Annotated in this window: 23 protein-coding genes; 19 read left to right on the forward strand and 4 right to left on the reverse strand. The window is 37.0% G+C overall.

What is annotated here, in order from left to right; all coding sequences use genetic code 11:
* The first annotated feature begins 19 nt into the window (after positions 1-19).
* Entirely contained in the window at positions 20-799 is a 780-nt protein-coding gene (locus IGJ93_RS01305; RefSeq protein ID WP_067483181.1) for a ChbG/HpnK family deacetylase, read from the forward strand.
* A gap of 26 nt (positions 800-825) precedes the next feature.
* Here the strand turns inward: IGJ93_RS01305 and IGJ93_RS01310 are convergent, their stop codons facing one another.
* Positions 826-1,182 carry a hypothetical protein gene (locus IGJ93_RS01310; RefSeq protein WP_067483179.1) on the reverse strand — a complete coding sequence of 119 codons (357 nt, stop codon included), beginning with the start codon at positions 1,180-1,182 and terminating at the stop codon, positions 826-828.
* 103 nt (positions 1,183-1,285) lie between these two features.
* Here IGJ93_RS01310 and IGJ93_RS01315 point away from each other — a divergent pair, with 103 nt between their 5' ends.
* From IGJ93_RS01315 to IGJ93_RS01365, 11 genes are all read left to right on the forward strand, one after another.
* A complete protein-coding gene (locus IGJ93_RS01315) occupies positions 1,286-2,032 on the forward strand; it encodes a hypothetical protein (protein ID WP_086270559.1) in 747 nt (248 codons plus the stop codon).
* A 3-nt stretch (positions 2,033-2,035) separates the two neighbouring features.
* The gene (locus IGJ93_RS01320; protein ID WP_176694894.1) at positions 2,036-3,421 is read left to right on the forward strand and encodes a gluconokinase; all 1,386 of its coding nucleotides are present in this window, start codon (positions 2,036-2,038) and stop codon (positions 3,419-3,421) included.
* Positions 3,422-3,594: 173 nt separating this feature from the next.
* Positions 3,595-4,041, forward strand: a complete 447-nt coding sequence (locus IGJ93_RS01325) for a DUF3290 domain-containing protein (protein ID WP_075491863.1) — start codon at positions 3,595-3,597, stop codon at positions 4,039-4,041.
* Positions 4,042-4,052: 11 nt separating this feature from the next.
* Complete coding sequence (locus IGJ93_RS01330) at positions 4,053-4,688, forward strand: DUF421 domain-containing protein (RefSeq protein ID WP_071868588.1); 636 nt, start codon at positions 4,053-4,055, stop codon at positions 4,686-4,688.
* Positions 4,689-4,962: 274 nt separating this feature from the next.
* Positions 4,963-5,283 (forward strand): PTS sugar transporter subunit IIB, encoded by a 321-nt coding sequence (locus IGJ93_RS01335; protein WP_067483171.1) that lies wholly within the window; start codon positions 4,963-4,965, stop codon positions 5,281-5,283.
* A 34-nt stretch (positions 5,284-5,317) separates the two neighbouring features.
* Positions 5,318-5,635: a PTS lactose/cellobiose transporter subunit IIA gene (locus tag IGJ93_RS01340; protein ID WP_075491865.1), complete on the forward strand. Its 318-nt coding sequence runs from the start codon at positions 5,318-5,320 to the stop codon at positions 5,633-5,635.
* Positions 5,636-5,661: 26 nt separating this feature from the next.
* Entirely contained in the window at positions 5,662-6,909 is a 1,248-nt protein-coding gene (locus tag IGJ93_RS01345) for a PTS sugar transporter subunit IIC (protein ID WP_067483167.1), read from the forward strand.
* Positions 6,910-7,301: 392 nt separating this feature from the next.
* On the forward strand, positions 7,302-11,945 hold the full coding sequence (locus IGJ93_RS01350) for a SpaA isopeptide-forming pilin-related protein (protein WP_376015606.1): 4,644 nt from the start codon (positions 7,302-7,304) through the stop codon (positions 11,943-11,945).
* The gene (locus IGJ93_RS01355) at positions 11,942-13,237 is read left to right on the forward strand and encodes a pilin N-terminal domain-containing protein (RefSeq protein ID WP_271027290.1); all 1,296 of its coding nucleotides are present in this window, start codon (positions 11,942-11,944) and stop codon (positions 13,235-13,237) included. The genes IGJ93_RS01350 and IGJ93_RS01355 overlap by 4 nt, the downstream gene beginning before the upstream one ends.
* 9 nt (positions 13,238-13,246) lie before the next feature.
* Positions 13,247-14,905: a SpaH/EbpB family LPXTG-anchored major pilin gene (locus IGJ93_RS01360; protein WP_430596970.1), complete on the forward strand. Its 1,659-nt coding sequence runs from the start codon at positions 13,247-13,249 to the stop codon at positions 14,903-14,905.
* Positions 14,906-14,997: 92 nt separating this feature from the next.
* Positions 14,998-16,236: a class C sortase gene (locus tag IGJ93_RS01365; RefSeq protein WP_285701250.1), complete on the forward strand. Its 1,239-nt coding sequence runs from the start codon at positions 14,998-15,000 to the stop codon at positions 16,234-16,236.
* A 70-nt stretch (positions 16,237-16,306) separates the two neighbouring features.
* On the opposite strand, the gene IGJ93_RS01370 is transcribed toward IGJ93_RS01365, so the two are convergent.
* Positions 16,307-16,909 carry a sugar O-acetyltransferase gene (locus IGJ93_RS01370; protein ID WP_430596971.1) on the reverse strand — a complete coding sequence of 201 codons (603 nt, stop codon included), beginning with the start codon at positions 16,907-16,909 and terminating at the stop codon, positions 16,307-16,309.
* A 251-nt stretch (positions 16,910-17,160) separates the two neighbouring features.
* Here IGJ93_RS01370 and IGJ93_RS01375 point away from each other — a divergent pair, with 251 nt between their 5' ends.
* The gene (locus tag IGJ93_RS01375; RefSeq protein ID WP_067483157.1) at positions 17,161-17,592 is read left to right on the forward strand and encodes a GNAT family N-acetyltransferase; all 432 of its coding nucleotides are present in this window, start codon (positions 17,161-17,163) and stop codon (positions 17,590-17,592) included.
* A 100-nt stretch (positions 17,593-17,692) separates the two neighbouring features.
* On the opposite strand, the gene IGJ93_RS01380 is transcribed toward IGJ93_RS01375, so the two are convergent.
* Positions 17,693-19,387 (reverse strand): oleate hydratase, encoded by a 1,695-nt coding sequence (locus IGJ93_RS01380; protein WP_067483155.1) that lies wholly within the window; start codon positions 19,385-19,387, stop codon positions 17,693-17,695.
* Positions 19,388-19,442: 55 nt separating this feature from the next.
* A complete protein-coding gene (locus IGJ93_RS01385) occupies positions 19,443-19,571 on the reverse strand; it encodes a methanol dehydrogenase (protein ID WP_067483153.1) in 129 nt (42 codons plus the stop codon).
* A 233-nt stretch (positions 19,572-19,804) separates the two neighbouring features.
* Between IGJ93_RS01385 and IGJ93_RS01390 the strand changes: the two genes are divergently transcribed.
* From IGJ93_RS01390 to csn2, 6 genes are all read left to right on the forward strand, one after another.
* On the forward strand, positions 19,805-20,185 hold the full coding sequence (locus IGJ93_RS01390) for a DUF1622 domain-containing protein (RefSeq protein ID WP_071868594.1): 381 nt from the start codon (positions 19,805-19,807) through the stop codon (positions 20,183-20,185).
* On the forward strand, positions 20,166-20,537 hold the full coding sequence (locus IGJ93_RS01395; RefSeq protein WP_067483149.1) for a DUF1622 domain-containing protein: 372 nt from the start codon (positions 20,166-20,168) through the stop codon (positions 20,535-20,537). The genes IGJ93_RS01390 and IGJ93_RS01395 overlap by 20 nt, the downstream gene beginning before the upstream one ends.
* Positions 20,538-21,099: 562 nt before the next feature.
* A complete protein-coding gene (gene cas9, locus IGJ93_RS01400; RefSeq protein ID WP_430596972.1) occupies positions 21,100-25,083 on the forward strand; it encodes a type II CRISPR RNA-guided endonuclease Cas9 in 3,984 nt (1,327 codons plus the stop codon).
* A gap of 4 nt (positions 25,084-25,087) precedes the next feature.
* Positions 25,088-25,954: a type II CRISPR-associated endonuclease Cas1 gene (cas1, locus tag IGJ93_RS01405; protein WP_067483696.1), complete on the forward strand. Its 867-nt coding sequence runs from the start codon at positions 25,088-25,090 to the stop codon at positions 25,952-25,954.
* Positions 25,951-26,298: a CRISPR-associated endonuclease Cas2 gene (gene cas2 / locus IGJ93_RS01410; RefSeq protein ID WP_067483145.1), complete on the forward strand. Its 348-nt coding sequence runs from the start codon at positions 25,951-25,953 to the stop codon at positions 26,296-26,298. Before cas1 ends, cas2 begins: the two co-directional genes overlap by 4 nt.
* Positions 26,282-26,935, forward strand: a complete 654-nt coding sequence (gene csn2 / locus IGJ93_RS01415) for a type II-A CRISPR-associated protein Csn2 (protein WP_071868596.1) — start codon at positions 26,282-26,284, stop codon at positions 26,933-26,935. The genes cas2 and csn2 overlap by 17 nt, the downstream gene beginning before the upstream one ends.
* The last annotated feature ends 29 nt before the right edge of the window (positions 26,936-26,964 follow it).

Here is a 26,964-nt window from a genome sequence, read left to right on the forward strand (position 1 = left end):
TGAAAAGGAAGGCTGAATGATGAGAAAATTTATTTTAAATGCAGATGACTTAGGAATGTCAGAGGCTATTAATTTAGGAATTGCCAAAAGTGTGGAAGAAGGAATCGTTAGGAGTACTTCGTTAATGGTGAATATGCCTGAAGCTAAAGCTGGAGTTACGTTGATCCAAGCAATTGATCCAACGGTTGAAATCAATCTGCATATCAACTTTACTTTAGGCAAACCAGTGACAGATGCAAAAAAAATTCCTAGTTTAGTGGATGAAAAGGGGCTATTCCTCTCTTCAAGTCATTACAAAAATGGTGGAACATTGACGTTTAACTATCATGAAATCAAACAAGAAATGGAAGCACAAATCTTACATTTTAAGGAATTACTTGGTGAATTCCCAGTGCATATGGAAACACATTCTGTTGGCGATCAAGCAGTTGGACAAGCTTTATTTGAATTGGCTGAAAAATATGGCATCCATGCCAATTTATTTTATGGATACCAACCACCAAAAAAATTGCCCTATCAACTGGCAGAAATTCCTGATTTTGATAAATTGATGACGGTCCTCAATCGTGGAACGAAGCTTAGTGACTTTGCAGACGATGCGTTTGGTTACCAAGCATTACCAGAAGAAACAGTGATTGAATTACATCTTCACCCTGGTTTCTTAGATCAATACGTTTTAGACCACAGCACATTAACCTTGCCACGTTGTCAAGATTTAGAAACATTGACTTCCTCTGAGTTAAAAAAATGGTTTGAAACAACAGAGTATCAAGTTGTTGATTTTGCCAGTTTAAAATAGAAAAAGAGAAGCTGGACAAAGCGTAGTTACGCGCTTTGTTCAGCTTCTCTTTTGATCTTTTGGACTAATGCTTTTAGAGCATCTAAACGAGTTGGTGTTAAAGAAGAGATCCGAATACATGTCTTACCCAAATTGCTTTTGCCAAAGATCTGAGCATATTGTTCAACCAATGGCGGTTCATTTTCATCAATGGGTACATAAATATTCACTGTTTTTGCGTATTGCTTGACTGCAATTAGTGGTGAAGCGGGTTCTTCTGGCGAATGTTGGATAAATAGCCAGCCAATGCCTGTGAACTTTCCAACAGTGAAGCTTTTGCCTGCTTGATTGGTTTCTTGTTCAATGAGTTGTTTGATCTGAGTATATGATTTTTCACTATTCACTAGATTCACCTCTTAGTTATTTCCTATTTTCTATCCACTTATTGTATCATGTTTATAAGGGAAAAGACTCATCGGAAGAACCAGATGAGCAAAGGAGCTTGTTATGAAAAAAAACTGGTTGGACAAGAAAAAGATTATTTTTTATTTAGTCTTTATTTTACTAGCAATTTCTACCGTATATGCCATTGTCATGATGATTCAAACGCCATCTGGAACATCGACAACTGAGTACGAACATGTCAAAAGTGATTATGTGTTGATGATTTTGCAATGTGTGGCAGGAATGATTATTATTTTTTTACCAAGGCAAGTAGAACAGAAATTTGATATTGAGATTCCTGATACGATGGAAATTCTTTTCTTTCTTTTTTTGTTTTGTGCAATTTATTTGGGTGAGGTACGCAATTTCTACTATAAAATACCATTTTGGGATATGATCTTACATGGATTTAGCGCGGCAATGCTGGGTTCGCTAGGATTTATTATTGTCGCTTATTTAAATCGAAGTAAACGAGTAGCGCTTCAATTAAGTCCATTTTTTATTAGCTTGTTTGCCTTTTGCTTTGCAACAACAGTCGGGTTGCTTTGGGAAGTCTACGAATTTTTAGCGGATCATTTATTAGGGACTAACATGCAAAAATTTATGACAGGCGAAGGCGAGATTTTAAGTGGGCATGAGGCACTGATTGATACGATGAAAGATTGCATCGTAAATATGCTTGGTGCTCTGGTCATAGTTAGCTGGGGATATATTCATTTAAAACATCAAGAAAAGCGATTAAGTAATCTTTCTCGAGTACATCAAAAAGTTGAGGAAAACAATTCAGAAAGACACAAGAAGGAAGAATAAAAAATGACTGATATATTTTTAGGTATTGACATCGGAACCACTGCAATCAAATTTGGTGCAATTGCTCAAGGAGAAACCATTTTTTATCATCGTGTACCATTGGAAACTTACAGCGAATCTGGGGGTGTCCGTTATCAAAAAGCTTCTGAAATTTTAGTGATTATCCAAAATGAATTGCGAGAAATACCTCGCTCATTAAAACAGAGAATCACAAAAATCAGTTTTAGCGTGGCGATGCACAGTTGTATGCCTGTGGTTGCTGGTGAATTTGAACAAGTCTTTATTTGGTCTGACACTCAAAGCAAAGAAGCGATAGCGGTCTTCAAGCAGGCGAATGAAGCCGAACGTTTTTACCAAAAAACAGGTACACCGATTCATGAAATGACACCTTTTGCCAAAATTCTCTATTTTAAGAAAAGAAAAATGTATCCTGAAAATACGAAATGGTTGGGTCTGAAGGAATTGCTCATGGGCTTTTTCACTGGTGTTTCAACAATTGATTTGTCTACGGCGTCTGCTACAGGTTTATTGAATTTAGCCAAACGTCAATGGGATAAAGAAATCTTAGGTTACCTTGGTATCAGCACGGATCAATTAGGCCAGTTAGTAGAACCAACTACTTCATATTTAATCAAAAGAGAACTGGCTGACGAGCTACACTTTTTACCTGGCGTACAAGTTTTTGCAGGGGCAAGTGATGGTTGTTTAGCGGCTTATGGTGGTTATCTGGCAAACGGATTGTCAGCAAGTTTGACCATTGGTACGAGTGCTGCTGTTCGAGAAATAACTAGTACACCAGTTTTGGATTGGCAGCGTCAAAACTTTTGCTACTATCTAACTGAAAATATTTATGTGATTGGTGCGCCATCAAATAACGGTGGGAAAGTACTTGAGTGGGCAAGCCAAGTATTTGCAGATGACCCCGTACAATTCTATGAAAAGATTCCGGACTATTTAGCACAATCGCCAATCGGTGCCAAGGGATTACGTTTCTTCCCCTATATCAACGGTGAGCGAGCTCCACTTTGGAAAGCCAATCAAACAGCGGAATTTAAAGGTTTAACGATTCATCACCGCCGAGCTGAGATGGTTCGAGCAGTGATTGAAGGGGTACTGTTCAACGTTAAGCGACTCCATGAAATGGTGAATGAACCAAGTAACTTAGCAGTCAGTGGTGGTTTTTTTGAGTCAGCTGTTTTGTGTCAGTTAACAGCAGATATCTTAGGAGCAGATTGTTGGTTGGCTGGTGAAAATGAACCGATTTATGGTTTGTATGGGTTAATTACTCAGGTAGCTTCAAAACAGTCGCCAATTCGTCTGCAGAAATGGTCGGCTAATCAAGAAAGCCATGCGGAGTTTCAACCAGTATTTCAGACTTACTTTGACTAACGTGTAGCTCAACGACGAAAATTGCGTGAGTTGTATGCTGTTTCAAAGATGAGTCGTGTTTTGATTGTCTATTTCAGTCGGATTGACTTATTTTATGAATGACGACTGCCATTTTTGAGAAAAGTAGAACTGAAATTTTTTCAGTTTGAACAGATATGAGCGAGGGGGATTGTATGACTTTTTATAGCATCACCTATTTGGAAGCACAAACGAACTTAAATGATTATGTAAAATATTTTTTTATTTTTGGTTCATTGATTCTATTGGTCGTAGTTTTTAGTTTGTATTTACGACATCGAATTCAAACGAAGTATCGAGATCTTAGCATTATCTTTTTCTTATTCTTATTGTTTGTTTCTGGCGTTCAGTATTCGGATTATCAAGTGAACCAAAGTAGACACTCTCAATCTTCTCAAATGGTTAACCTAGTGGAACAAATTTCAAAAGAAAAAAACTTAGCGAAAGAAGAGATCTTGGTCAATTCCACACAATTGGCAGACGGAATCATTGTGAAAATCGCAGATGATTTTTATAAAGTCAACTTAAGCGGTGACCAGACATCTTATACGCTAGAACGAGCATATGTTACTAATCCAGAGATTAAAATCATCAATGAGTAAGGAGAAAAAATATGCAGTTTTATACACCAATTATTATTAAATTTGCGTTAGGTATCATTTGTTTGATTATTCAAATTAATTTGATGGGAAAAGGAAACTTGGCTCCTTCTTCAGCATTGGATCAGGTTCAAAATTATGTATTGGGTGGAATTATTGGCGGTGTTATCTATAATGACTCAATTACTGTATTGCAATTTGTACTGGTGCTGATTATCTGGACGTTACTAGTATTAGTTCTCAAATTTGCTAAAGAACACAACCGCTATGTGAAACGAGTGGTGGATGGTCGACCGATTACCTTGATTCAAAATGGTGTCGTTGATGTGAATGAATGTTTGAAAAATGGAATCTCAGCCAATGAATTGATGTTTAAGCTTCGAGCAAATGGCATTTACGAAGTAGAAAATGTAAAACGTGCTGTCTTGGAACAAAACGGCCAATTGACACTGATTGAATTTGGGGATGAAAACATCCGCTATCCAATTATCGTTGATGGTCAATCTAATGAAGATGTGTTGGAATTGATCAAAAAAGATGAGGTTTGGTTAGAAGAGCAAATTCAACAAAATGGGTACCAGAAAATCAATGAAATCTATCTTGGAGAGTACTTGTCTGGAAAATTAAATCTCTATGGCTATAAGAAATGAGTAGTGTACAATCAATTTAGTAATCAAAAATAATTAAAGTGTGAAGCAGTTGATCGAAAGAAAACTGTTTCACGCTCTTTTTTTGCACAGAAATCACGTATGAAACCGAAAACACTGCACACTAATAATAACTTGTGTATTTTTATTTATTAGTGTGCGCACGAACGGTTTGTGGCTGTAACCCTTGATAGAGTAGTGCTGTAAAGCGCTTTTATTTTTGGCACGGTACTTGCATTATACAAAAGTGTAAGTAAGAGAAAAGGATGTGTTCTAAATGGAAAAGAAAACAATTATGCTTGTCTGCTCAGCAGGAATGAGTACTAGTCTATTAGTAACGAAAATGCAAAAAGTGGCTGAAGAAAAAGGTGTAGAAGCAGATATCTTTGCTGTATCAGCATCTGATGCTGATCGTCATCTAGAAGATAAAAATGTAGACGTTTTACTTTTAGGCCCACAAGTTCGTTTTATGAAAAATCAATTTGAAGAAAAACTTGCACCAAAAGGAATTCCTTTAGACGTAATCAATATGCAAGACTACGGCATGATGAACGGTGCAAAAGTTTTAGAACAAGCGGAAAACTTAATTAACCAATAAAAACTTGAATAGAAAATAGAGGGGATGAAGAACAATGGAAGATCAAAAAAATCTTGAGGCAATCATGGGCTTGATCATGTTTGGCGGAAACGCAAAAAGCGATGCAATGGAAGCGATTGCTGCTGCAAAAAGCAGCGACTTTGAATTAGCAGATGCAAAAATCAAAGATGCAGAAGAATCTTTAGTGCAAGCACATCATTCACAAACAGAAATGCTTACACAAGAAGCACAAGGCAATCATGTGGACGTTACATTATTGACTGTTCATAGTCAAGATCACTTGATGACATCAATTGCATTTACTGATTTAGCAAAAGAAATTATTGATTTATACCGTCGAATCGACGCGTAAAGGGGTAAAAGAAAGAGGTAGGAAAGATGGATAGATTTGTTGCATTTATGGAGAAACATTTTATACCTGTAGCATCAAAAATTGGTGCTCAACGACATTTGGTTGCCATTCGTGATTCATTTATGGTAAGTATGCCGTTAATGATTCTAGGAGCGTTAGCAGTTATGATCAATAACTTGCCAATCCCTGGATTCCAAGAGTTGATGAATTCAATTTTTGGTGGCGAAGCATGGAAAGGTTTCGGTGGCGCAGCTTGGAACGGAACATTTGCAATCCTTTCAGTACTGATTGCTTTCTTGTTAGCTTATCATTTAGCGAATGGTTATAAAAAAGACGGTGTGTCTGCCGGTGTTATTTCATTAGGATCATTCTTCGCTTTAGGCGGAGCATTGGGCATGAGCTCAACTGGTTTATTTATTGCAATTATTGTTGGGATCGTCTCAACAGAAATTTTTGTTCGATTAAGTGGAAATGAAAAATTAATTATTAAAATGCCTGACGGTGTTCCGCCAGCAGTTGCAAAAGCATTTGCTTCATTATTACCTGCAATGATTACTATTTCATTCTTTGCACTAATTGCTGCAATCTTTGCTGCATTTGGCGTAGCTGATATTGTAGGTGCATTTTACACATTAGTTCAAGAACCATTTATGGGACTTGCAAACTCATATCCATCAGCATTATTATTAGCATTCATTACACCATTCTTATGGTTCTTCGGATTACATGGGGCAAACATGGTTGACCCATTGATGCAAACAATCAATGCACCTGCAATCGAAGCAAATGTGAAAGCAATTGCTGCAGGACATGATGCACCTTTTATTGTTAATAAACCATTCTTTGATAGTTTCGTTAACTTAGGTGGTACAGGTGCTACATTAGGTTTGTTATTAGCTATTTACTTGGTTGGTCGTAAAAACAAACCTTATATGGTCGTAACAAACTTATCAATTGCACCAGGTATCTTTAATATCAATGAACCAACAATGTTTGGTTTACCAATCGTATTGAATCCGATTATGTTTATTCCGTTTATCTTGACTCCAATGATTTTAGTTAGTGTTGCTTACTTCGCCACACTAACAGGAATCGTTCCGGCAGCAACAGTTATGCCTCCATGGGTAACGCCACCAGTTATCGGTGGGATTTTGGCAACTAAGAGTATGGCAGGCGGAGTGTTAGCTGCGGTTAACTTGCTTCTTTCAGTCTTGATTTACTTGCCATTCGTAAAAGTTGCAACAGTACAAGAACAACGTAAAGTAGCGCAATAAAAAGAAAATTAGCTGTTCGGTTAAGAATGGACAAGCTTGAAAGCAGTGAGGTTGTGACGTTAGTCGCAATCTCTTTTTTGTGTCCGCTAATAGCTTGAAATAGTTCATAAAAAACAAATTAGTGTGTAATTAGCCACGTATTGTGAAAATAATACGTGTTATAAAAAAGTTTTCAAAATTTTCTATCATTTTAATTTCATAAAAGGATAATTATTTATCGTTAGTATGAAGCCTTGATACATAGCTATTTACAAATAAAAATTAAAAAACAATGAACTTTTATTTGTTTTTGATTAGAGAATAAAGTATAATCTAATTGTAAATATTAGATTACGATTAGATTGATTGTTAGATAATGAACTTTTGATAAGTGGAAGGAAGGGTGATTGATAGTGAAAGTTGTTTCTAAGTGGATGATGCCTTTAATTGCAGTTGGGATGATTCTTGCACCTTATATTGAAACAGCTGTGAGTGTACAACAGGTATTTGCTGAAGCTCAGACAGCAGAGAGCCAAACCGTGCAAGAAGAAGCAGAAATAGACTTGGAAGTGTTATTAGATGAAGATTACGCAAAGGTGGAAGGAGGTTATATTGAAAAAGAAAATGCCTTAGAATGGACGATTCAATTTGAAAAAAAGGCCAGCACGAATGAAGGACGGATTCGACTAGCAATTGATACAGCAGCTGCTGGGATTGGCACGGTAAAAAATGTTCGCGGACAGGGACTTTCTTCTTATGATTCAGAAGGTACAGATTTGAAGACAGAAGAAATTTCAGGTGAAACTTGGTATATTGGAAAGGTTTATTCGACAGAAGCAAAGAGCGGGACGCTGACTTTCGAGACAGAAAAAGGGACAGAAATCACAGATGGGGAACTTCCCTTGCAAGTTGTCGTAGATGAAAAAGTGCAAGAAGAAAGCGCCGATGAAGAAGTAAAAGAAACAGACAAAGAAATAGAAACAAGTAAAACAGAAGACAACGCAACACAAAACACCACAGATGAAAGCGTCCAAAATGAAGATGCTGAAAAAACAAACACCACAGAACAACCCAACGAAACAAATGAAGTGAAAAGTCAAGGAACACCATTGGTTAGAAATCAAAGTCCGCTGTTTGCGGGTATCCTTGAAAGACTTGGCCCCACAGCAACAAATGATCCTTACAAATATATTTATCCAACAGATGGAGATACACAACACCGTTACCCATATTTTGCAACAAATGATTATACGAAAGTATTAGCTGGTGGACAAGAATCTGCTACATATACTGGTGATAAGGGTGAACTATATGAGAATGGCAATGACGAACCAATTTCAGATGAAGAATATCAAAGTGGCGGAGCCAATTGGCGTAATTATAACTATGCAACTGACAATGGTTCAACAGCAGGAACTGGCGAAACAGATACACGCGCACCGACAGTTCAACTGTGGGGAAATGATCGAACATTTGCAAATAGTTATTTAGACTATAGTGGTGCTTATATTAAAAAATGGGTAGAACCTGTTTTGCAAGAAAGCACTAGTAGTGAGATAAACCCAGAAGACAATACCACGCTATACAACGTTTATCTTGATGTGATTGGTGGAGAAAACCGTGATGTTCATCCGGTAGATGTTGTTTTCGTATTAGACAAATCAGCAAGTATGAATGAAACGACAGGTGCCAACAATAACCAGTCAAAAAACAACGCTTTAGAAGAAGCTGTTGTGGAAATTAGTCGCAATTTACTATCTAATCCAACAATGGATGCTCGAATTGGAATGGTCAATTTTTATTCTGAATATCCTGTTGATGGAGGAAATCAAAATGGTATTGACTCTAACACCTTAGGAATGACTAATGACATTAACAGAATTACGAATCGAACAAGTAACACGGCTCTTTATCGAAGCCCAGAAGGGGGAACACCGCTTTCGTTGGGATTACGAAAAGGCTATGAAATTTTATACGAAGATGATGGCGAAGCTGAACGAAATCCTGAGAAGATTCTAATTGTTGTTGGCGATGGTATCCCAACATTTAGTTATGGACCTATCCAATCACAAACAAGAGTCAGAAATACAAATCGGTGGGGCAACTGGGGAAATCTAACGATAGTTGCCGATACAACTGTTACAACGGCAACAAATAATATTGAACCTTTCAGAAATTTTGAGACCTATTCTGGAAATACGTCAGGTGCAGGTTTTAATGGACCGCTGACTTATCCAAGTGATTTTGATCGACCAGCTGATGAACCTGTCCCACCTTTAGTTAATGGTGCGACACAAACTAGATATTATGGCGGGGAAGTTAAAGATGGAGATGCAAAATCTTACTGGATTGGTAATGGTACAGCCGATAATTCGACGACTGGAGCTGCGAGTACAAAAGAAAAAAGTGCAGCAATTAATACAGTGGCTTATCATCACTGGTTAAAAAATAAGATGACTGATCCACCGAATATTTTCACGATTGGTCTAGGAATTGATGGTTCTGTTAGTGGCCGTCAACGATTAGATGCGATTGGTCGAAATGTGTTGCAAAATATTGCTGATTCCAAAGACGACGGGACTTCGTACTATTACAATGCAAGCAATAAACAAGATATTGTTACAGCGCTAGAATCAATTTCTTCAACATTTACGAAAACAATTCGTCAAGCAACTTTGTATGATGAAACAGGTTTTAATGTGTCCTTGTTTAATGGCGGAACATCGGCTGAAATCAACTATTATCATCTTGATAATAACTCGGAAGGTAGCGTTCGCTATCAAGCACCGGAGCTATGGGATGAGGAAAAGCATGGGCAAAGGCCAGCTGATGTTGTAGCAATGCCGACTAGTTATCAAGGACGAGATAATCATGCCTATAAATTTTCACCAATTTCGTTGGGTGAAGGCGAAATGGTACGAATCAAGTATCAAGTGAAACTAGATGGTGGTGCCCAAGATGGGAATTTCTACACTGTCAATAACTTAGCTTATATCCAAAACCAAGAAGATTACGAGAATAATGTTGAGTCAGGGAAAATGTTTTTCCCGGCACCGTCGATTCGTTTTGAGCATCCTGACCGTAATCTACAGATTAAGAAAACTGGAGAAGATGGACAGCCATTAGCAGGTGTGCTGTTTGGCTTATATGATGCAGATCCGAGCTTATCTGAAGCTAATTTAATTGAGCAAAGTCGAACGACAGATAATGGACAAGCTATCTTTAATACGAAGATTAATGTACTAAGTGATGGAGAAGACGCTATTAGTAATGTTTATTGGGTCAAGGAAATGGAAGGGCCTGAAAGGTATGAACTAGTAGAAGAGGCCTTAAAGTTCCAAATCAAAAAACATATCGCAAAACCTGGTGAAACATTAGGCCATTACGAATTAACTGCGGCAGGAACCTCAGGTAACCGAGTAAGCGAAATCAATGATACCGAAGGTGATGATCCTGATTCTTATTTTGAAGGAAGTCATCATAAATTATCAGTCGTTCAGAAGAAAAACGAATCAGAAACGGACTTTGCTGAACTATTTGTACAGTTAGAAATGAAAAATGAGTACAAACCTGTTCAACTAAACTTGAAAAAGGTAGCCAAAGAAAGTCGATTAGCAATCGATGGTGCTGAATTTTCTCTTTATGAAACGAATGGTTCGGGGGAACTTCAAGGGAAGCCTGTGGCAAAAGGCGTTTCTGGCGAAAGTAAAGATGCTACTAAAGGAACGTTGACTTTTTACGAGATTGATGACACCGAAACGTATGTGTTAGACGAAAATGGACAAAAAAAAGTCTATTCTTTAGCCAAATCAGGCAGCTTTGTTCATTCTGGCGATGGTTATCAATATGTAGAATATCGAGTTGTTGAAACAAAAAATCCTGCGGGGTATCAAGACCCGGTGAAAGAAGAGGATTGGTTATTACAGATCCAAAATAATGATCGGATCCGATTAAAACAAATAAATGCAGCAGATTGGACATTCTTGTCTTATACCGTTGATGAAAATGATAATACGTTGTGGATCGAATTTGAGGTTGAAAATACCTTCTTATATCGAGAAGTTCGCGTGAAAAAATTAGATGCGAATGATCAGCTGTTAAATGGTGCAGGATTTACGATTACAAAAGAAAATGATGCATCTTTCCCTGCTTACCGTGCCTATACAGGGAATCCGTTGGAGCCAAACACGGAACGACAAGCGGATGGTATCGGTTATTTCTACGCCTATCGTTACCATACTGAAAAATATGCTGATTTAGACTATGACATACCGCTGAGATTGATGCCAGGTGAATACACAGTTACAGAAAGCGTTGCACCAAGTGGCTATCAATTATCCAATAAAGTCTTTCAATTTGAAGTGAATGAAGAAGGTAATTTTATTGTTGATGGAATAAATCTTGATGAAGAGTCAGCTCAATCCCCAACTGGCTACCAAATGATTGACGATATTTTAGAATTAACTTTAACGAATGACTTAGCTCCAATAGATTTGACACTGGAAAAATTAGACAGTGTAACCAAGCGGAAATTGGAAGGTGCAAGTTTTAGTATTGAGAAACAACTAGATGATGGCTTCGAGTTGATCGAAAATGGATTGGCTGTGGATGAAAATGATTCAGCAAGTTTTATCTCCAAAGATTTAGCAGCTGGTAATTATCGAATTATTGAAACAGAGGCACCAGAAGGTTATCGAAAATTGCCGGGCTATTTCTTGTTAACCCTTAGTTACCGAGAACAAGCAGCGCTAGATGGGGATTCAAAAGTCATTCCTGGAAAGGAAAAGGGAAGTTTGAAAGCAGAAATAGCTTATTATCCGACAATGGATGCAAGCTCCCCGGCTGAAACAAAGGAACTTACTTATGAATTGATTGATAACGAGAGAATTGCGTTGTCAGTTGAGGTAGGTAATGATACGGAAAATCCACTTCCAGCTACAGGCGGTCAAGGTAGGCAAATCTTTATGCTGATCTCAGCAATTTTAGTTGGCTTGGCTGGAATAGTTAGTGGAAGTTACTTCTATTATCAAAACAAAAGAAAGAAGGGATTAAAATGAGTCGCAAACTGTTAAATCTAGCTGGTGTGATACTAACGACTCTTTCTTTTCTTTTCATTCCGATGACAATCGTTCAGGCACAAACCAATGATGAAGTTGAGATTATTTTGCATAAGCGCATCATTCGTGATGTGGATTACAGTCAGGAAAATTTTGAGATGTATGAAAATGATGGCAAAGAAATTGATAAGAAGACGACGGATGTAGATGTCATCACACAAACAACGCCATTGAATGGAGCAAAATTTCAGGTGTATGATCTGACCGAATACTATGGTAAAGCAAATAATGGGACAGCAAAACAATTTGTGCAAACCATGGCGGGATACAGTTTCCAACAGATTGATACATTGATTGAAAAAGAAGCAATTCCATTGGTTGGCACCATTCAAACACAAGATGAAGGTGAAACAAATGGAAAGTATGGCGGAGGAATCGGCAGAATTCGTCTTCCGCGAAAGAGTAACGCCCAAGATGCGGTGTATTTGTTTGTTGAACAAGAGACAGATACGGGGAGTGGAACGAATCTGGCTAAAGATACATTGACTACTCCTCTAGCCGTTGTTTTACCAATTATGGATCCAATGGACACAGCGAAGGAACTACAAGAAATTCATTTATATCCCAAAAACATTGGCTATTTACGAGACCCTTATTTCTTTAAATATGGCCGAACGAAGGGAACAAATGAAGAAGGTACGCCATTAGCAGGAGCAAAATTTGTCCTATATAAACTCGAAGAAGGGGAAAAACTTTATCTGACAGCTGATTCTACTAAAAGCTTTAACAGCAAGTGGGAGAAAGCAAAGAATAATGAGCCATTAACAGACGAAAATATTCGTAAATATCAGTCAAAAGACAATGGGTTAGTCGACACAGATGGTTTGCTTCTAGCACCGAATACTTATTATTTTGAAGAAGTTCAGAGTGTTGAAGGGTATGAGATTAACGAAGAGAGTAAAAAAATCGAGGTGAAAATTCCTGCTTCATGGGTTGATGATGAAGGAAACGAAACCTTTGTAACTGTTGCTGGACAAAAAATGTTGGAACTGCATTCAGGAAAAGTACCTGAGGAGGCAAAAGAAAGTGCAACACCGCGCGTTTATAATGAACGACAAAAAACACCTACAAAAGATTCAGAAGAACCGACGAATATTGGGAATAAACCGCCATTCAGTAAGTTTCCACAAACAGGTGCAGTTAAGACAGGGGCGTTTTTGCTTGGCGTCATGGTTCTGGTAGGCGTTGGGTATTACTTGCGAAGACAAAAAACAACTAAAAAAGGTTCATAGGAGGAAAAAATGAAAAAATTTTGGAAAGTACTAACGATTATGGGGATGCTTGCCCCACTGTTTCAAGGATTTGGGACTAGTGTTGATGCAGCAGCAGTAACAACGAAACCAGAGGAAGTAACGATTACGCTACATAAACGTAGTTTCTCATCACTGCCTGCTGAAGTACCTAACAATGGACTCGAGGATAATGATTTTGGTGGTGATCCGTTACCAGGTGTCGACTTTAGTCTGTTTGATGTCACAGACGTCTATTATGATTTGCTAAAAGACAATCCAACAACAGTTGAAGCAGATGATGGAATGACCTCAGCAGAAGCAATCCAATTGATTCAAAGTGACCTTACGAGTGAATGGTTCCAAGATTACCAGTTAACCGCTGAAAAAACTGTCACGACGACTGGCACAGGTGAAGCCGTCTTCAGCCAATTGGAAGTTACAGAAACAGCTAATGAAAAACGGGATAAAGCGTATCTGTTTTTAGAAACATATTCGCCAGCTGCTATTGCCAAAGTGGCAACACCAATGGTTGTGTTGATGCCAGTGATGATGCCGGATACAACTAATCCAGGGCAATGGTTAGACACATATAATGATGATATCCATTTATACCCAAAAAATGAAACACAAGAGTCTAGTAAAGTCATGAATATTGATCCTTCTGAATTACAAGAAATCGAATTAAGTGATGGGTCGACAGTTTCTTACGCGGATTTAGAAAAAGGTCATTTGATCAATTATACGATTACTGCTCCGATTCCTTACTTTATTGACTCAGTGAATGATGACGGCACACCGGTAATCAATCACTTTATCATTGAAGATAAACCAACTGCTGGCTTAACCTATTTTAATCAAGGATTGGTTGTGACAGCAGGGACGACAGAACTAACTTTAAATGAAGATTATACATTGGAAGAAGTAGATAATGGATTCAAATTAACAATCTTAACAGAAAAAGATGGTACAGCTAACACAACTACATTAACTAAACTTGCCGCTGCGCGTGGAGGACAATTAACCGTCAATTATGCGATGAAGCTCACAGCAACAATCACACCGGATGACCTACAAGATAATACGGCGAAAATTGCGATTGGACGCGGTGATGCGTACGACTACTCAGAAGATGTGACGCCACCAGAAAAAGTAGCAACAGGAGGCCGTCAATTTGAAAAGTATGACGCATCAAGTAAAGCAAAACTTGCAGGAGCAGAGTTTGAATTATGGGATGCAGCAAAAGAAAAATATGCTGTTTTCTATAAAGATGGGACTGCCCTAAGTAGTTATCAGAACGATGCAGATAGCGTTGAATGGGTTGACGATCAAACAGGTGCCACTAAGTTTGTTTCTTTGGTAGACACTGGGAAATTTGAAGTCCAAGGATTAGAGTATGGGACTTATTACATGAAAGAAGTGAAAGCTGCTGACGGCTACGCATTACCAGCTGGGGCTGCTGCGTTTACAGAGTTTACGGTAGAACTTGGAAGCTATAACGGTTTTGAAGAAATTGGGCAACCAACTGATGTAGAAGTTCCTAATACGAAAAAAGGTGCTTTACCTTCAACTGGTGGAAACGGAATTTATCTGTTCTTGCTAATTGGTTCATTCTTAATGCTAGCTGCTTATGGTGGGTATCGTAAATTAAAAAAACCAACAGAAATTTAAGGACATGAAGAGTGGGCGATGATAACTGATGTTAAAGTTGTCGTTGCCCATTTTTTTAATTAATCAAACGTTGGCGAAAGAGGTGAGAGATAATGAAGAAACTGACAAAAAAAGAAAAAAATCAAGCGCAAGAAGAGCCGCTAGGTCTGTTTTTAAAGGGCAGTGCTTTGACGTTGTTTTTGATTGGTTTCTTTATTTTTTTGTATCCATTTGTTGTTGATTCGTTGAACAATGTAATTGACCAAGCTAGGCTACAAACTTACCAACGAGAAGTTCGCCAAAAAGGAGAAGAAGAACAAAAAAAACGGCTAAGCAGTATGGCAAAAGTAAATCAACAGCAACGCGAACAAGGCTTGCTGATTGGTTCTGAAAAATTAGAGGATTATTTCTCAAAGAGTTTCCAAAAGAAAGAGGGAAAACAAAACCAACAATTGAATAATCATTTAATTGGAAGCATCTATATTCCTAAAATCAACGTTAGTCTGCCAATTTTTGATCAGACGAACGAATTGTTTCTGGAAAAAGGAGCGACTTTACTGCAGGGAACGTCCTATCCAATTGGTGGGAAAAGTACACACGCAGTGATTACAGGACACAGTGGTTTGCCCGAGAAAAGATTGTTTACCGACTTAGAGCAATTAAAAATCGGCGATCAATTTTATATTGAAACGCTGGGCAAAAAACTAGCATATGAAGTTAGTCAACTTACGGTTGTTTTACCAACTGACGTGGATGCCTTAGCTATCAAAGAAAATGAAGATTTAGTGACTTTATTGACATGCACGCCTTATGGGATAAATACGCATCGTTTATTAGTTACAAGTAAACGGATTCCTTATGAGGAACAGCAGGCGCAATCAGCGGAAAAGCGAGTAGCAACGTATCATATCAGCAGGTTTATTTTACTTGGGCTGATCTGCTTGGTTCTTTTGGCTAGTGTTAGTCGTTGGTGTTGGCTAAAATGGAATCAGATAAAAAGTAAAGATTTTTATTATTCCTTAGCGTTTTCACTTTTTGTAGACGGTCAACCAAAAGAAAATCAACCTGTGTATCTTACTGATTGGAATCAACAAATAATCATGGATGCACAGGGACAACCTGTTCAACAAAACAGTGATGCGCAGGGACGCGTTTTATTTGAACAATTGCCAGGGGGACGCTATAAAATAATCATCAAAGAGAAATCAAACGAACAGATTGTAAAAGCGAGCATCAACAATTACAAGAAGTTAGTTTTTGTGTTGAAAGTGAAGCGTTTTGGCAACTATCGTCTGAAAAAACAAAATAAGCAATTTATTTTGTGGAAGAAAACGAAAGAATATCATAAATAAAAACAAAAAAAGACTGGAAAAATTCAGTCTTTTTTTCGTATCTATTTATGAATCAGAAACAAAAGTAAAATTAGGGAGTCATGAGTGTGGAGAAATAATCTGTTTTATCGGCTTCAGTAATTGTTCGCAGTATGCGACAGAGATTTCCAACAGCAATGACGTTTGCGAGAATATCTTTTGTAACGACACTGCCAGAGCCGATAATTGTATTTTCGCCAATGGTTACGCCTTGATTCACCGTAACGTTTGCGCCTAGCCAAACTTTGTTGCCAATTGAAACTGGTTTCGCATAGCAGGCACCAGCTGCTCGTTCTTCTGGGTCAATTGCGTGATTGGTAGTAAAAATCCCAACACGTGGTCCAAATAAGACGTCATCACCAATTCGAATTTCTGCACCATCTAGTAAGATACAGTCAAAATTGCTATAAAAACGTTCACCAATATGAATGTGTTTGCCAAATTCGCAACGAAATCCTAGTTCGAAAAAAGCAGATTCTCCAACAGAACCAAGTAAGTCAGATAGAATCTTTTTTCTGGCAGGTTCATCTGTCCCGTAGAGGTTGTTGTAAGTCAGAAGTGCCCGCATTGTTGTTTGGCGAGTCTGAATCAGTGTGTCAGCTAAATCGTTATACATTTTTCCGGATTGAATAAAATCAAGATAGTTCTCTTTCATAATGCACCTACTTTGTTTAGTTTGGTCTTTCTTTCAGTTAAGCATAATCTGATTACAAAGACAAACAACTTTGTTAGTAGAAACTCGTGGATGAACATTCATACTGACCCGCGTATCATGGGAACGCATCTACGTGTTGTAAAAGGTATATGCTTAAGTCAAATGTTTATTGGTGGTACAATTAATGGCAGAATGAATCGAAAAGTGAATTAAAGTACGCTAGTTTTTTATGATGAAAGTTGGTGAGTGAGATGCTACGTGAGGTATTAGTAAAAGATGCTGCGGCATTAGCTACAATCAATGCTGATGATCTGGGCTATGAATTAGACAAACAACGTGTTCAAGAAAAAATCAGAGAATTTCAGCAAGATTCATTGCATCATTTTTTGGTCGTTTTCGAAGACTCGAATGAAGAAGTAGTCGGCTATGTTCACGCAGAAGTGTATGCGACATTGTATTCGGAAACGATGTTCAATGTCTTGGGCTTAGCTGTAGCAAAAAGAGCACGACATCAAGGAATTGCAACTTTATTGATGACTGCATTGGAACAAGAAGGAAGACGGCGGAAGTATGCAGGGGTTCGACTGAATTCTGGTGAAGAGAGGATGGGTGCTCATCAATTTTATGAAAAGTTAGGCTATCAAGCAACAAAAAGCCAGAAACGTTTTATAAAGTATCTTTGAAGTTTGAAGATGGGTTTTAAAAGCATAAAAAATGAGAGGCTAGGATCTTACAGTTTCCTAGTCTCTCATTGATTTATTGGTTGCTACAGGAAAATAACATTTATTCAAACATTTTTTTCGCTGCTCTTGCAAGTGTTGGTATGTCTTTATCATAACGCGGTGTTTTGACAAGACGTGACATTGGGATTCCAGCAAAATGGAACGCGGCAATCTCACCAGAACGAACAGCACTTTGTTCTGTAAAAATCATTTGATAAGGTTGTTCGACAAATTCACCTGTAAAGGCAAGATTTGTTGAATGTTGTGGAATAACTTTTGGTCGATCTGTTTTTGCACGATTATTGAACAATGCAGAAGCATATGGCATATACACTGGAATGTTATTAATAACACTAGCAAAAATTTCTTCTTCTTTTTCTCTGATATTTACTGGACCAGGGTCAACTTTTGAGAGTTGTCCAATCAGTTCTTGCAGCATTTCTCGACCAGTCATTTCAATGTAAGGCTTATTCACAAATTCACCGTGACGACGTGGGTAAAGGAAGTAGCCCCAAATAACCGTTTCGTTTGGTTTTTGTGAAGTAAAGTGTGGTTGATGATGAACCACGATCGACATATTGACATCTTTATGTCCTAAAGGTGTGATTGGCGTTGTTGAAATAAATGAATTTAATGCATTGCCAGGTTCTTGAGTTGTGATTCTTGCAATTTCATTCAACAACAAATGATTTTTGGTTGTTAAAGTAAAGCTGACCCATTCACTAGTGTCTCGATCAGCGAAAAATTTATCAGGATTTCCTAGATTATAGAAACGTTCACTTGCTTTTTTCCATAAACTTGAAGCGGCACCATAGTCCATATTTTCGGCAGCAGGTGTTTCGTAATCGCCCAAAGTTGCTGAGTCAGTGATTGATCCATTAGTAAAGATAACAGCTGTATCGTCGTCAACAATGACATGTTCTTTTTCGTTTGTTTCTGTATTGATCATTTCTAAACCAGTCACAGTGATTTCGTCTTGCATAGGTGTTTCTTTGAATTCCCAATCAGTGACTAAACGATTTAAGATAATTTGACAACCTTGATCTTTTAAATAATTGATTAGTGGTAACATAATACTTTCGTATTGATTGTAGCGTGTACGATTGACCCCTACTAAATGTTCGATTTGAGTAAATTCATAAATCATTTGGTGCATATAACGACGAAGCTCTTGAGCTGAACTTTGAGTACGGAAAGCAAAAGTTGTTTCCCACATGAACCAGAAATTTGTTTCAAAGAAATGAGGAGAGTCCTTGAAGTATTCAGCAATTGTCACGTTGTCTAATTTTTCTTCTTCTGAATCAGGCATCGAAATTAGTTTTGTTAAGAGCAAGCGATCTTTATTGTTGAATCCTAATTTTCCACCATCAATAATTCCTTTTCCGCCTTCTAACAGACGTGCTTTATCATATGTCCGATGCTTGGCATCGAAATCGCGCGTGTCTTCGGCTGCAGTCATCCCTGGCTCTGTTGCAGATGGAATTCGGCTGAGCAAATCCATCAAGTCAACATAAGTTCGATAGTTGAGCATTCGACCACCACGAGCGATATACCCTTTTGTGTTTTCCATCGGATGATTTTTATTCCAGTATTCATCTGTGACAGTGTCTGTTGGTGCCCCATCATTTGCACCATGGTCATCTAATGAGTAAAAGGTGATTTGATTTCCTTGCCATTTTCCTTCTTGAATTAAATACACAGCAGCAGCCATATTGGCAATGCCTGCCCCGATCATGATTGCTTTACTTTTTTTCATTGTGATTCTTCCTCCAGTACTTGGCTTTGGCAACTATTAAATGATGATTGGACGACTAGATTGATTCATATTCGTCATATAAATGACTATCGTCTTCAAAGAAACCAGTTTTCTTTCCAACGATCAGTGCGCCAATTGCTAGTACACCTAAACCAATGCTTAATTTTATTAGTTTTTTGTTCATAAGAAAATCCTCCTTTATTTCTCGTGACATCCTTCTTATGCTTTAAATGATAGACCCAATTTTTGAAACAACCAAATGATACGCGTGCTGAAAAAAAGATTTTTTGACAAGTTTTATTGTCTGTCTAATTTATCAAAGCAATATGAAAAAGAATTCTTTTTTGTTTTGATTGGACGAGACCTCTTGCATTCTTTACAATAAAGTTATGGAGAATGGAAGAGGTGTGATAAGCGATGTTTGATGAAACGTTTGTTTTCTATTTAGAATGGGCTATTTTTATTTTAAATATTTTTTCCATTTTAATTTTGATCGTGGGAATATTTTTGGTGCTTAAAACGCTGTTTCAGTTTCACTCAATAAGAAAAAGTTATGCACAAAGAAATCAACGCAATGCAGAAGTTAGAAAATTGTTGGCTAGTTATATTTTATTGAGTTTAGAAGTTTTAGTTGTAGCGGATATCGTTGAATCGATTATTCGACCAACTTGGGCAGACATTTTGAAGTTGGCTGTGATGGTTATCATTCGAACAGTGATTTCTTATTTCTTGAACAGGGAAATTTCAGATAAAAAAAACGAGCAAGGGGGAGTGAAGGATGAAGGATATGTTGAGTGAACAATTCTTATCTTATGCACAATACCTCGTTTTAGGATTTAACTTTTTTGCTATCTTATTGTTGTTGTGGGGAGCGGTATTATCTGCAAAAGATTTCTTCTATTTTTCATTTGATAAGCAATTAAACAAGCAAGCAAAAATCAAAAAGAATACCGAAGTTAAAAAAATGTTAGGTGGCTACATTCTTCTAAGCTTAGAAATTATTATTTCTGCTGGAATCATCGAGTCGATCATCAAACCAACGTTGAAAGATATTTTTCAACTAGCGGCATTAGTAGGGATTCGCACGATTATTTCTTATTTCTTGAATGAAGAGTTGGGTGCTATTCATCCTTCTGAAAACGAAGAATGAATAGCACGTAAAGGAAACCAGCTAATAGATGAAATAAATGAAGATGGTTGAATTATTTTCACGAGTGGAAGTTTCTTTTAGTGTAAGTCCAAGACGAATTACTTGAACCTATGAAATCAAAAAAAGTGAGCCAAAACATTTTTCTGTTTTGGCTCACTTTTTTTGACTGAATAAAAATAACTATATGATTGTCTATTTAAAGTTATTTTAAGTTCGATAAAGGTTTTGTTTTTATTTTTTATTCTTATTTTAACAAGATGAATAATCAATTGTTTATCCATTGAAAAGGCTTGCTTGTGTAGTGGGTAGTGGTATAATTTAAAATGGTTAAGTAGCAAGTTTCTGTTTTAAAAAACAACAAAATGTTTTAAAAAAGAGTACAAAAAAAGCACCGAATACAGTGCCAAAGTTTGTTTACGGACTAAGCCTTATTTTAACTCGCTATGTTGTTTTGAATGCTACCAACAAATATATTTTATCACATATTTGAGAATACACAACAGAAATATTCTTTTTATTTTTTACAAGAATCATTACAGAAGAAAATTCGGGAGGGGTAAAGATGAAAAAAAATTACACAATTGGCCTTGATATTGGAACAGCGAGTGTCGGGTGGGCAGTACTGACAGAAGATTATGAGTTGATAAAACGAAAAATGAAAATTTCGGGTAATACACAAAAAAAAGCAGTCAAAAAAAATTTTTGGGGTGTTCGCTTATTTGAGCAGGGTGAAACAGCTGAAGGACGCCGATTGAAACGAACGACTCGCCGAAGAATCGCTCGACGCCGTCAACGAATTCAATATTTGCGTACAATATTTGATGAAGGAATGAATCAAGTTGATGCGAATTTCTTTGCTCGTTTGGATGAGAGCTTTTCTATCATAGATGAAAAAGAAAATGAACGTCACCCGATTTTTGGAAATGTAGCAGAAGAAGTAGCTTATCATGAACAGTTTCCGACGATTTATCATTTACGTGAGCATTTAGCCAATTCCTCTGAGCAAGCAGATCTACGTTTGGTTTATCTTGCACTAGCGCACATCATTAAATTCAGAGGACACTTTTTGATTGAAGGGGAGCTGAATACAGAAAATTCTTCTGTTTCCGGGACGTTTGAACAGTTTATTAAAGTCTATAATGAAACATTCAACGTTGAAAAAGCATTGGACTTAACGGTCGATTTAGACGGGATTGCCGAGCAAAAAATCTCTCGCATGAAGCGAGCAGAACTGATTTTAAGTTTATTTCCTGAAGAAAAAAGTACAGGAGACTTTGCACAATTTATCAAAATGATTGTTGGAAATCAAGGAAATGTCAAAAAAACATTTTCGTTGAATGAAGACGCTAAAATCCAATTTTCAAAAGAAGAGTATGAAGAAAATTTGGAAACGTTACTTGCTGAGATAGGTGAGGATTTCCGTAGTGTATTTGATGCAGCAAAAAGTGTCTATGATGCGATTTCGCTAGCCAATATTTTGAAAGTAACGGATGCTACGACACGTGCAAAATTATCAAGTAGTATGGTTGTGCGTTTTACAGATCACAAAGAAGATCTAAAAACATTGAAGCGATTTGTTCGTGAAAACTTACCAGACGAATATGATGATCTATTTAAAAATAAAAAAGTAGCTGGGTACGCAGGGTATATCGATGGCAGCGAGACACAAGAAGCATTTTACAAATATTTGAAAAAAACGTTGGTGAAAACGACAGGTGCGGAAGGTTTCTTAGCAAAAATTGAGCAGGAGGATTTTTTGCGCAAACAAAGAACTTTTGATAACGGTGTGATTCCTTATCAACTTCATTTAGAAGAATTAAAAGCAATTATCAAAAATCAAAAATCCTATTATTCATTTTTGGATGAAGAAAAAATTAGTCAGCTCATGACATTTAGAATTCCTTACTATGTAGGTCCGTTGGCTAAAGAAAAGGGACAGTTTGCTTGGCTAACACGAAAAGAAACGGGGAAAATCACACCTTGGAATCTGAATGAAAAAGTAGATATTGAAAAATCAGCAACGGACTTTGTGGAACGGATGACAAACAACGACTCTTATTTGCCAATGGAAAAAGTCTTGCCTAAGCATAGTCTGTTATATGAAACATTTACTGTTTACAATGAATTGACTAAGGTGAGATACATTGATGATAACGGGCGTGTACAAAACTTTTCGAGTAAAGAGAAACGGCAAATCGTCAATGAGTTATTTAAACAACAACGAAAAGTCAAAAAAGAAATGCTAGAGGCTTTTCTGAAAAATGAGTATGGCATTGAAAATCCAAAGGTTGAAGGAATCGAAAAATCTTTTAATGCAGGTCTGGGGACATATCATGATTTAATCAAACTGGGGATCCGTCCAGAGTTATTTGAGCAACCAGAACATGAACAACAATTTGAACAAATCGTGAAAATATTGACTGTCTTTGAAGATCGTAAAATGCGCCGTAAACAATTAGAAAAGTTCTCCAACATATTGACTGAAGAAGAACAAAAGCAATTGGAACGTAAGCATTACAAAGGCTGGGGACGTTTATCTGCCAAACTGATTCATGGCATTGTTGACCAAAAAACACAGAAAACGATTCTCGATTATTTAATTGATGATGATGATCTACCGAAAAATCGTAACCGTAACTTTATGCAATTAATTAACGATGAAAATCTATCTTTTAAAGAAGAAATCGAAAAAATAGCTTTTGATAATGACAAGAGCACAGAAGAAATCGTACAGGAACTAGCAGGTAGCCCCGCGATCAAAAAAGGTATTTTACAAAGCTTAAAAATCGTGGAAGAAATCATTGATATCATGGGAGAATTACCAACAAATATTGTTGTAGAAATGGCGAGAGAAAACCAAACAACTGCTCAGGGAAATCGTGCTTCGAAAGCGCGCATGAAATATTTAGAAGAATCCATCAAAAAATTAGGTAGTAGTATTTTGGAAGATGAACCGATTAGCAAAGACGCTAATTTACTAAGAAATGATCGTTTGTTCTTGTATTATCTGCAAAATGGGCGTGATATGTATACCGGCAATGAGTTAGACATTAACAACTTATCTTCCTATGATATCGATCACATTATTCCTCAAAGTTTCGTCAAAGATGATTCAATCGACAACCGCGTGTTGACTACCTCTAGCATGAATCGTGGAAAATCAAACACGGTACCTGCTGAAAGCGTAGTAAAAAAAATGCGACCTACTTGGGAAAGACTTTTGGCTTCTGGTCTAATCAGTAAAAAGAAATTTAGTTATTTGACGAAAGCAACCAACGGCGGTTTGACTGAAGAGGACAAAGCACATTTCATTCAACGTCAGTTAGTTGAGACACGCCAAATCACAAAAAATGTTGCCCAGATTTTACACCAAAAATATAACAATGAACAATCATCCGAAAAACCAGTTCGTGTGATTACGTTAAAATCTGCTTTAGCAAGCCAGTTTCGAAAAGACTTTTCGTTATATAAAATTCGTGAACTCAATGATTATCACCATGCACAAGATGCTTACTTGAATGGGGTCATTGCTCAAGCTTTATTAAAAGTTTATCCGAAACTTGAGCCTGAATTTGTTTATGGTGAGTACCAAAAAGTTTCGATTCGTGCCCTTAACAAGGCAACTGCAAAAAAAGAGTTCTATTCAAACATTATGAACTTTTTTACAAGTGATGAGATGGTAGCTAACGAAGAAACGGGCGAAGTCCTTTGGAATCGTCAAAGAGACATCAAGACAATCAAAAAAGTGATGAACTATCATCAAATGAATATTGTAAAGAAAGTTGAAATACAAACAGGTGCGTTTACGAAAGAATCAATCTTACCTAAAGGACCTTCGAAAAAATTGATTGCTAGAAAAAACAATTGGGCACCTGTCAATTATGGCGGGGTTGACAGTCCAACGGTGGCGTATTCTGTTATTATTACTCATGAAAAAGGAAAAGCTGCAAAAGTTGTCCAACAATTAGTCGGAATCAAAATTTTAGAACGTCAAGCGTTTGAACAAGACGAAGTCGCCTTCTTAGAAGAAAAAGGCTTTATCCATCCCAAAGTTCAATTGAAGCTACCAAAATATTCTTTATATCAATTTGCTGATGGTCGCCGCCGCCTATTGGCAAGTGCAGAGGAATCACAAAAAGGCAATCAAATGGTCTTGCCAGTGCATCTGATTGAATTGCTATATCATGCGAAACACGTGAGCGATTCTAGTGGTAAAAGCTTGGAGTATTTGAATGAGCATCGCCACGAATTTGCTGAATTACTAGAAGCAATTTTACAGTTCACTGAACAATATATTGATGCGGGAAAAAATCAGAAGAAAGTCCGTGATTTATATGAAAAGAATCAGGATGCTGATATGAGAGAACTAGCTTCTTCATTTATTCAGTTACTTCAATTAAATAAACAAGGCGCACCAGCCGATTTCAAATTCTTTGGTGAGACTATTCCACGTAGAAGATATAAAAATACGGCAGAAATAGTTGATGCAACATTTATTAACCAATCAATTACAGGATTATACGAGACTCAAAGAAGGTTGGTCTGAGTTAATGGGTTGGCGGACAGTAGTAGTAAATACGCATTCTAAATTGACTTACAAAAACAATCATCTAGTTTTTCGGACATATGATCGACAAGAATTGATCCATCTGTCTGAAATTGATGTTCTCTTACTGGAAACAACAGACATTACGTTAACTACCATGTTAATTAAACGTTTGATTGATGAAAATATTCTGATTCTTTTTTGCGATGATAAACGTTTGCCTATTGGTAAATTGTTATCTTTCTATGCACGTCATGATAGCAGTTTACAATTAGCTCGGCAGTTGGAATGGGAAGAAAACAGAAAAGCGGAAATTTGGACCGAAATCATTTCACAAAAAATCTTGAATCAAAGTCAGTTGTTAACTGGCTTTGATCTTCAAGAGAAAGCAGCTTCACTCCTCAACTTGCAAAGCGAGTTAGAAATTTTTGATCCAAGTAATCGCGAAGGCCATGCCGCAAGAATCTATTTCAATGCCTTGTTTGGTAAAGAGTTTACACGTGAGGCGGACAATGCAATCAATGCCGGGTTGAATTATGGCTACACGTTATTATTGAGTATGTTTGCAAGAGAGGTTGTTCAAACAGGTTGCATGACGCAATTTGGATTAAAGCATGCGAATCAGTTCAATGATTTCAACTTAGCAAGTGATTTTATGGAACCATTTCGACCGTTAGTTGATCACATCGTTTATGAAAATCGACATCAGGAATTTCAAGTAATCAAGCGAGCACTATTTGATTTGTTTACGAACAACTATCCTTATCATAACAAAAAAATGTTTTTGACCAATATCATCAGTGATTATACGAAAAAAGTAGTGAAATCACTAAATAAAGAGATAGAAGGGGCGCCTAATTTTAGGATATGAGCTATCGTTATATGAGAATGATTTTGATGTTCGACATGCCGACAGAAACTGCAGAAGAAAGAAAAATTTATCGGAGATTTCGGAAATTCTTGCTTAGTGAAGGCTTTATTATGCACCAATTTTCTGTTTATAGTAAGATTTTGCTGAATAACACTGCCAATACTGCTATGATCAATCGCTTGAAGCAACATAATCCTAAAAAGGGATTGGTAACAATTTTGACGGTTACGGAAAAACAATTTGCACGAATGATCTATTTGACAGGAGAACAGGATACTTGCATTGGAAATTCGGATGCAAGGGTCGTTTTTTTAGGAGAAGCACATGATGAATCTGAACTTTAAGCTACTTGATGAATCGTTAAAATTAAATTTATCAACGATTTTAGTAGTTGAAGATGTAAAGACTTACGCACGTACCGTTGAACAGTTTTATCGCTATGATGAGATGAGCGAACTAAAATTGTTTGATAAAAATCAAAAAAATCTCAAAGAATCTGAACTGATTTTGATAACAGATATCTTGGGGTATGAAGTAAATTCACCTGCAACATTGAAATTTATTTATGCAGATTTAGAAAATCAGTTGAATGAAAAGCCAGAAATCAAAACCAAAATTGATCGTTTGTCGATGGAAATTGCCAAAGTGATGCAACACGAATTGTTAGAACATGCGCTAGATCTTGAAGAAGATGAGTTGACCCTCATGGAGATATTTAAGTGCTTAGGAATACGGATTGAAACGAAAAGTGATACCATTTTAGAAAAAATGATTGAAGTAATCCAAGTATATCGTTATCTAGTGAAAAAGAAGCTATTGGTATTCGTGAATGCTTGTTCTTATTTAACCACGACAGAATTACAAACATTAATTGACCATATTTCTTTATACAATGTAGATGTATTATTTTTAGAACCTCGACCAATTGAGGGTGTTGCACAACAAATTCTAGACCAAGATTATTTTTTGACAAGAAGATAACAGATAGGACTAATTTTTTCGTTCTTTGA

Origin of the sequence: Enterococcus sp. DIV0174 (genome assembly GCF_050529065.1) — a bacterium.
GTDB classification, from domain to species: domain Bacteria; phylum Bacillota; class Bacilli; order Lactobacillales; family Enterococcaceae; genus Enterococcus_B; species Enterococcus_B thailandicus.

Excerpts from the sequence above, each read along its gene's own strand:
- IGJ93_RS01305 (WP_067483181.1), top strand. The coding sequence starts at position 20 with ATGAGAAAATTTATTTTAAATGCAGATGACTTAGGAATGTCAGAGGCT.
- IGJ93_RS01315 (WP_086270559.1), top strand. The coding sequence starts at position 1,286 with ATGAAAAAAAACTGGTTGGACAAGAAAAAGATTATTTTTTATTTAGTC.
- IGJ93_RS01320 (WP_176694894.1), top strand. The coding sequence starts at position 2,036 with ATGACTGATATATTTTTAGGTATTGACATCGGAACCACTGCAATCAAA.
- IGJ93_RS01325 (WP_075491863.1), top strand. The coding sequence starts at position 3,595 with ATGACTTTTTATAGCATCACCTATTTGGAAGCACAAACGAACTTAAAT.
- IGJ93_RS01330 (WP_071868588.1), top strand. The coding sequence starts at position 4,053 with ATGCAGTTTTATACACCAATTATTATTAAATTTGCGTTAGGTATCATT.
- IGJ93_RS01335 (WP_067483171.1), top strand. The coding sequence starts at position 4,963 with ATGGAAAAGAAAACAATTATGCTTGTCTGCTCAGCAGGAATGAGTACT.
- IGJ93_RS01340 (WP_075491865.1), top strand. The coding sequence starts at position 5,318 with ATGGAAGATCAAAAAAATCTTGAGGCAATCATGGGCTTGATCATGTTT.
- IGJ93_RS01345 (WP_067483167.1), top strand. The coding sequence starts at position 5,662 with ATGGATAGATTTGTTGCATTTATGGAGAAACATTTTATACCTGTAGCA.
- IGJ93_RS01355 (WP_271027290.1), top strand. The coding sequence starts at position 11,942 with ATGAGTCGCAAACTGTTAAATCTAGCTGGTGTGATACTAACGACTCTT.
- IGJ93_RS01360 (WP_430596970.1), top strand. The coding sequence starts at position 13,247 with ATGAAAAAATTTTGGAAAGTACTAACGATTATGGGGATGCTTGCCCCA.
- IGJ93_RS01365 (WP_285701250.1), top strand. The coding sequence starts at position 14,998 with ATGAAGAAACTGACAAAAAAAGAAAAAAATCAAGCGCAAGAAGAGCCG.
- IGJ93_RS01370 (WP_430596971.1), bottom strand. The coding sequence starts at position 16,909 with ATGAAAGAGAACTATCTTGATTTTATTCAATCCGGAAAAATGTATAAC.
- IGJ93_RS01375 (WP_067483157.1), top strand. The coding sequence starts at position 17,161 with ATGCTACGTGAGGTATTAGTAAAAGATGCTGCGGCATTAGCTACAATC.
- IGJ93_RS01380 (WP_067483155.1), bottom strand. The coding sequence starts at position 19,387 with ATGAAAAAAAGTAAAGCAATCATGATCGGGGCAGGCATTGCCAATATG.
- IGJ93_RS01385 (WP_067483153.1), bottom strand. The coding sequence starts at position 19,571 with ATGAACAAAAAACTAATAAAATTAAGCATTGGTTTAGGTGTACTAGCA.
- IGJ93_RS01390 (WP_071868594.1), top strand. The coding sequence starts at position 19,805 with ATGTTTGATGAAACGTTTGTTTTCTATTTAGAATGGGCTATTTTTATT.
- IGJ93_RS01395 (WP_067483149.1), top strand. The coding sequence starts at position 20,166 with ATGAAGGATATGTTGAGTGAACAATTCTTATCTTATGCACAATACCTC.
- cas9 (WP_430596972.1), top strand. The coding sequence starts at position 21,100 with ATGAAAAAAAATTACACAATTGGCCTTGATATTGGAACAGCGAGTGTC.
- cas1 (WP_067483696.1), top strand. The coding sequence starts at position 25,088 with ATGGGTTGGCGGACAGTAGTAGTAAATACGCATTCTAAATTGACTTAC.
- cas2 (WP_067483145.1), top strand. The coding sequence starts at position 25,951 with ATGAGCTATCGTTATATGAGAATGATTTTGATGTTCGACATGCCGACA.
- csn2 (WP_071868596.1), top strand. The coding sequence starts at position 26,282 with ATGAATCTGAACTTTAAGCTACTTGATGAATCGTTAAAATTAAATTTA.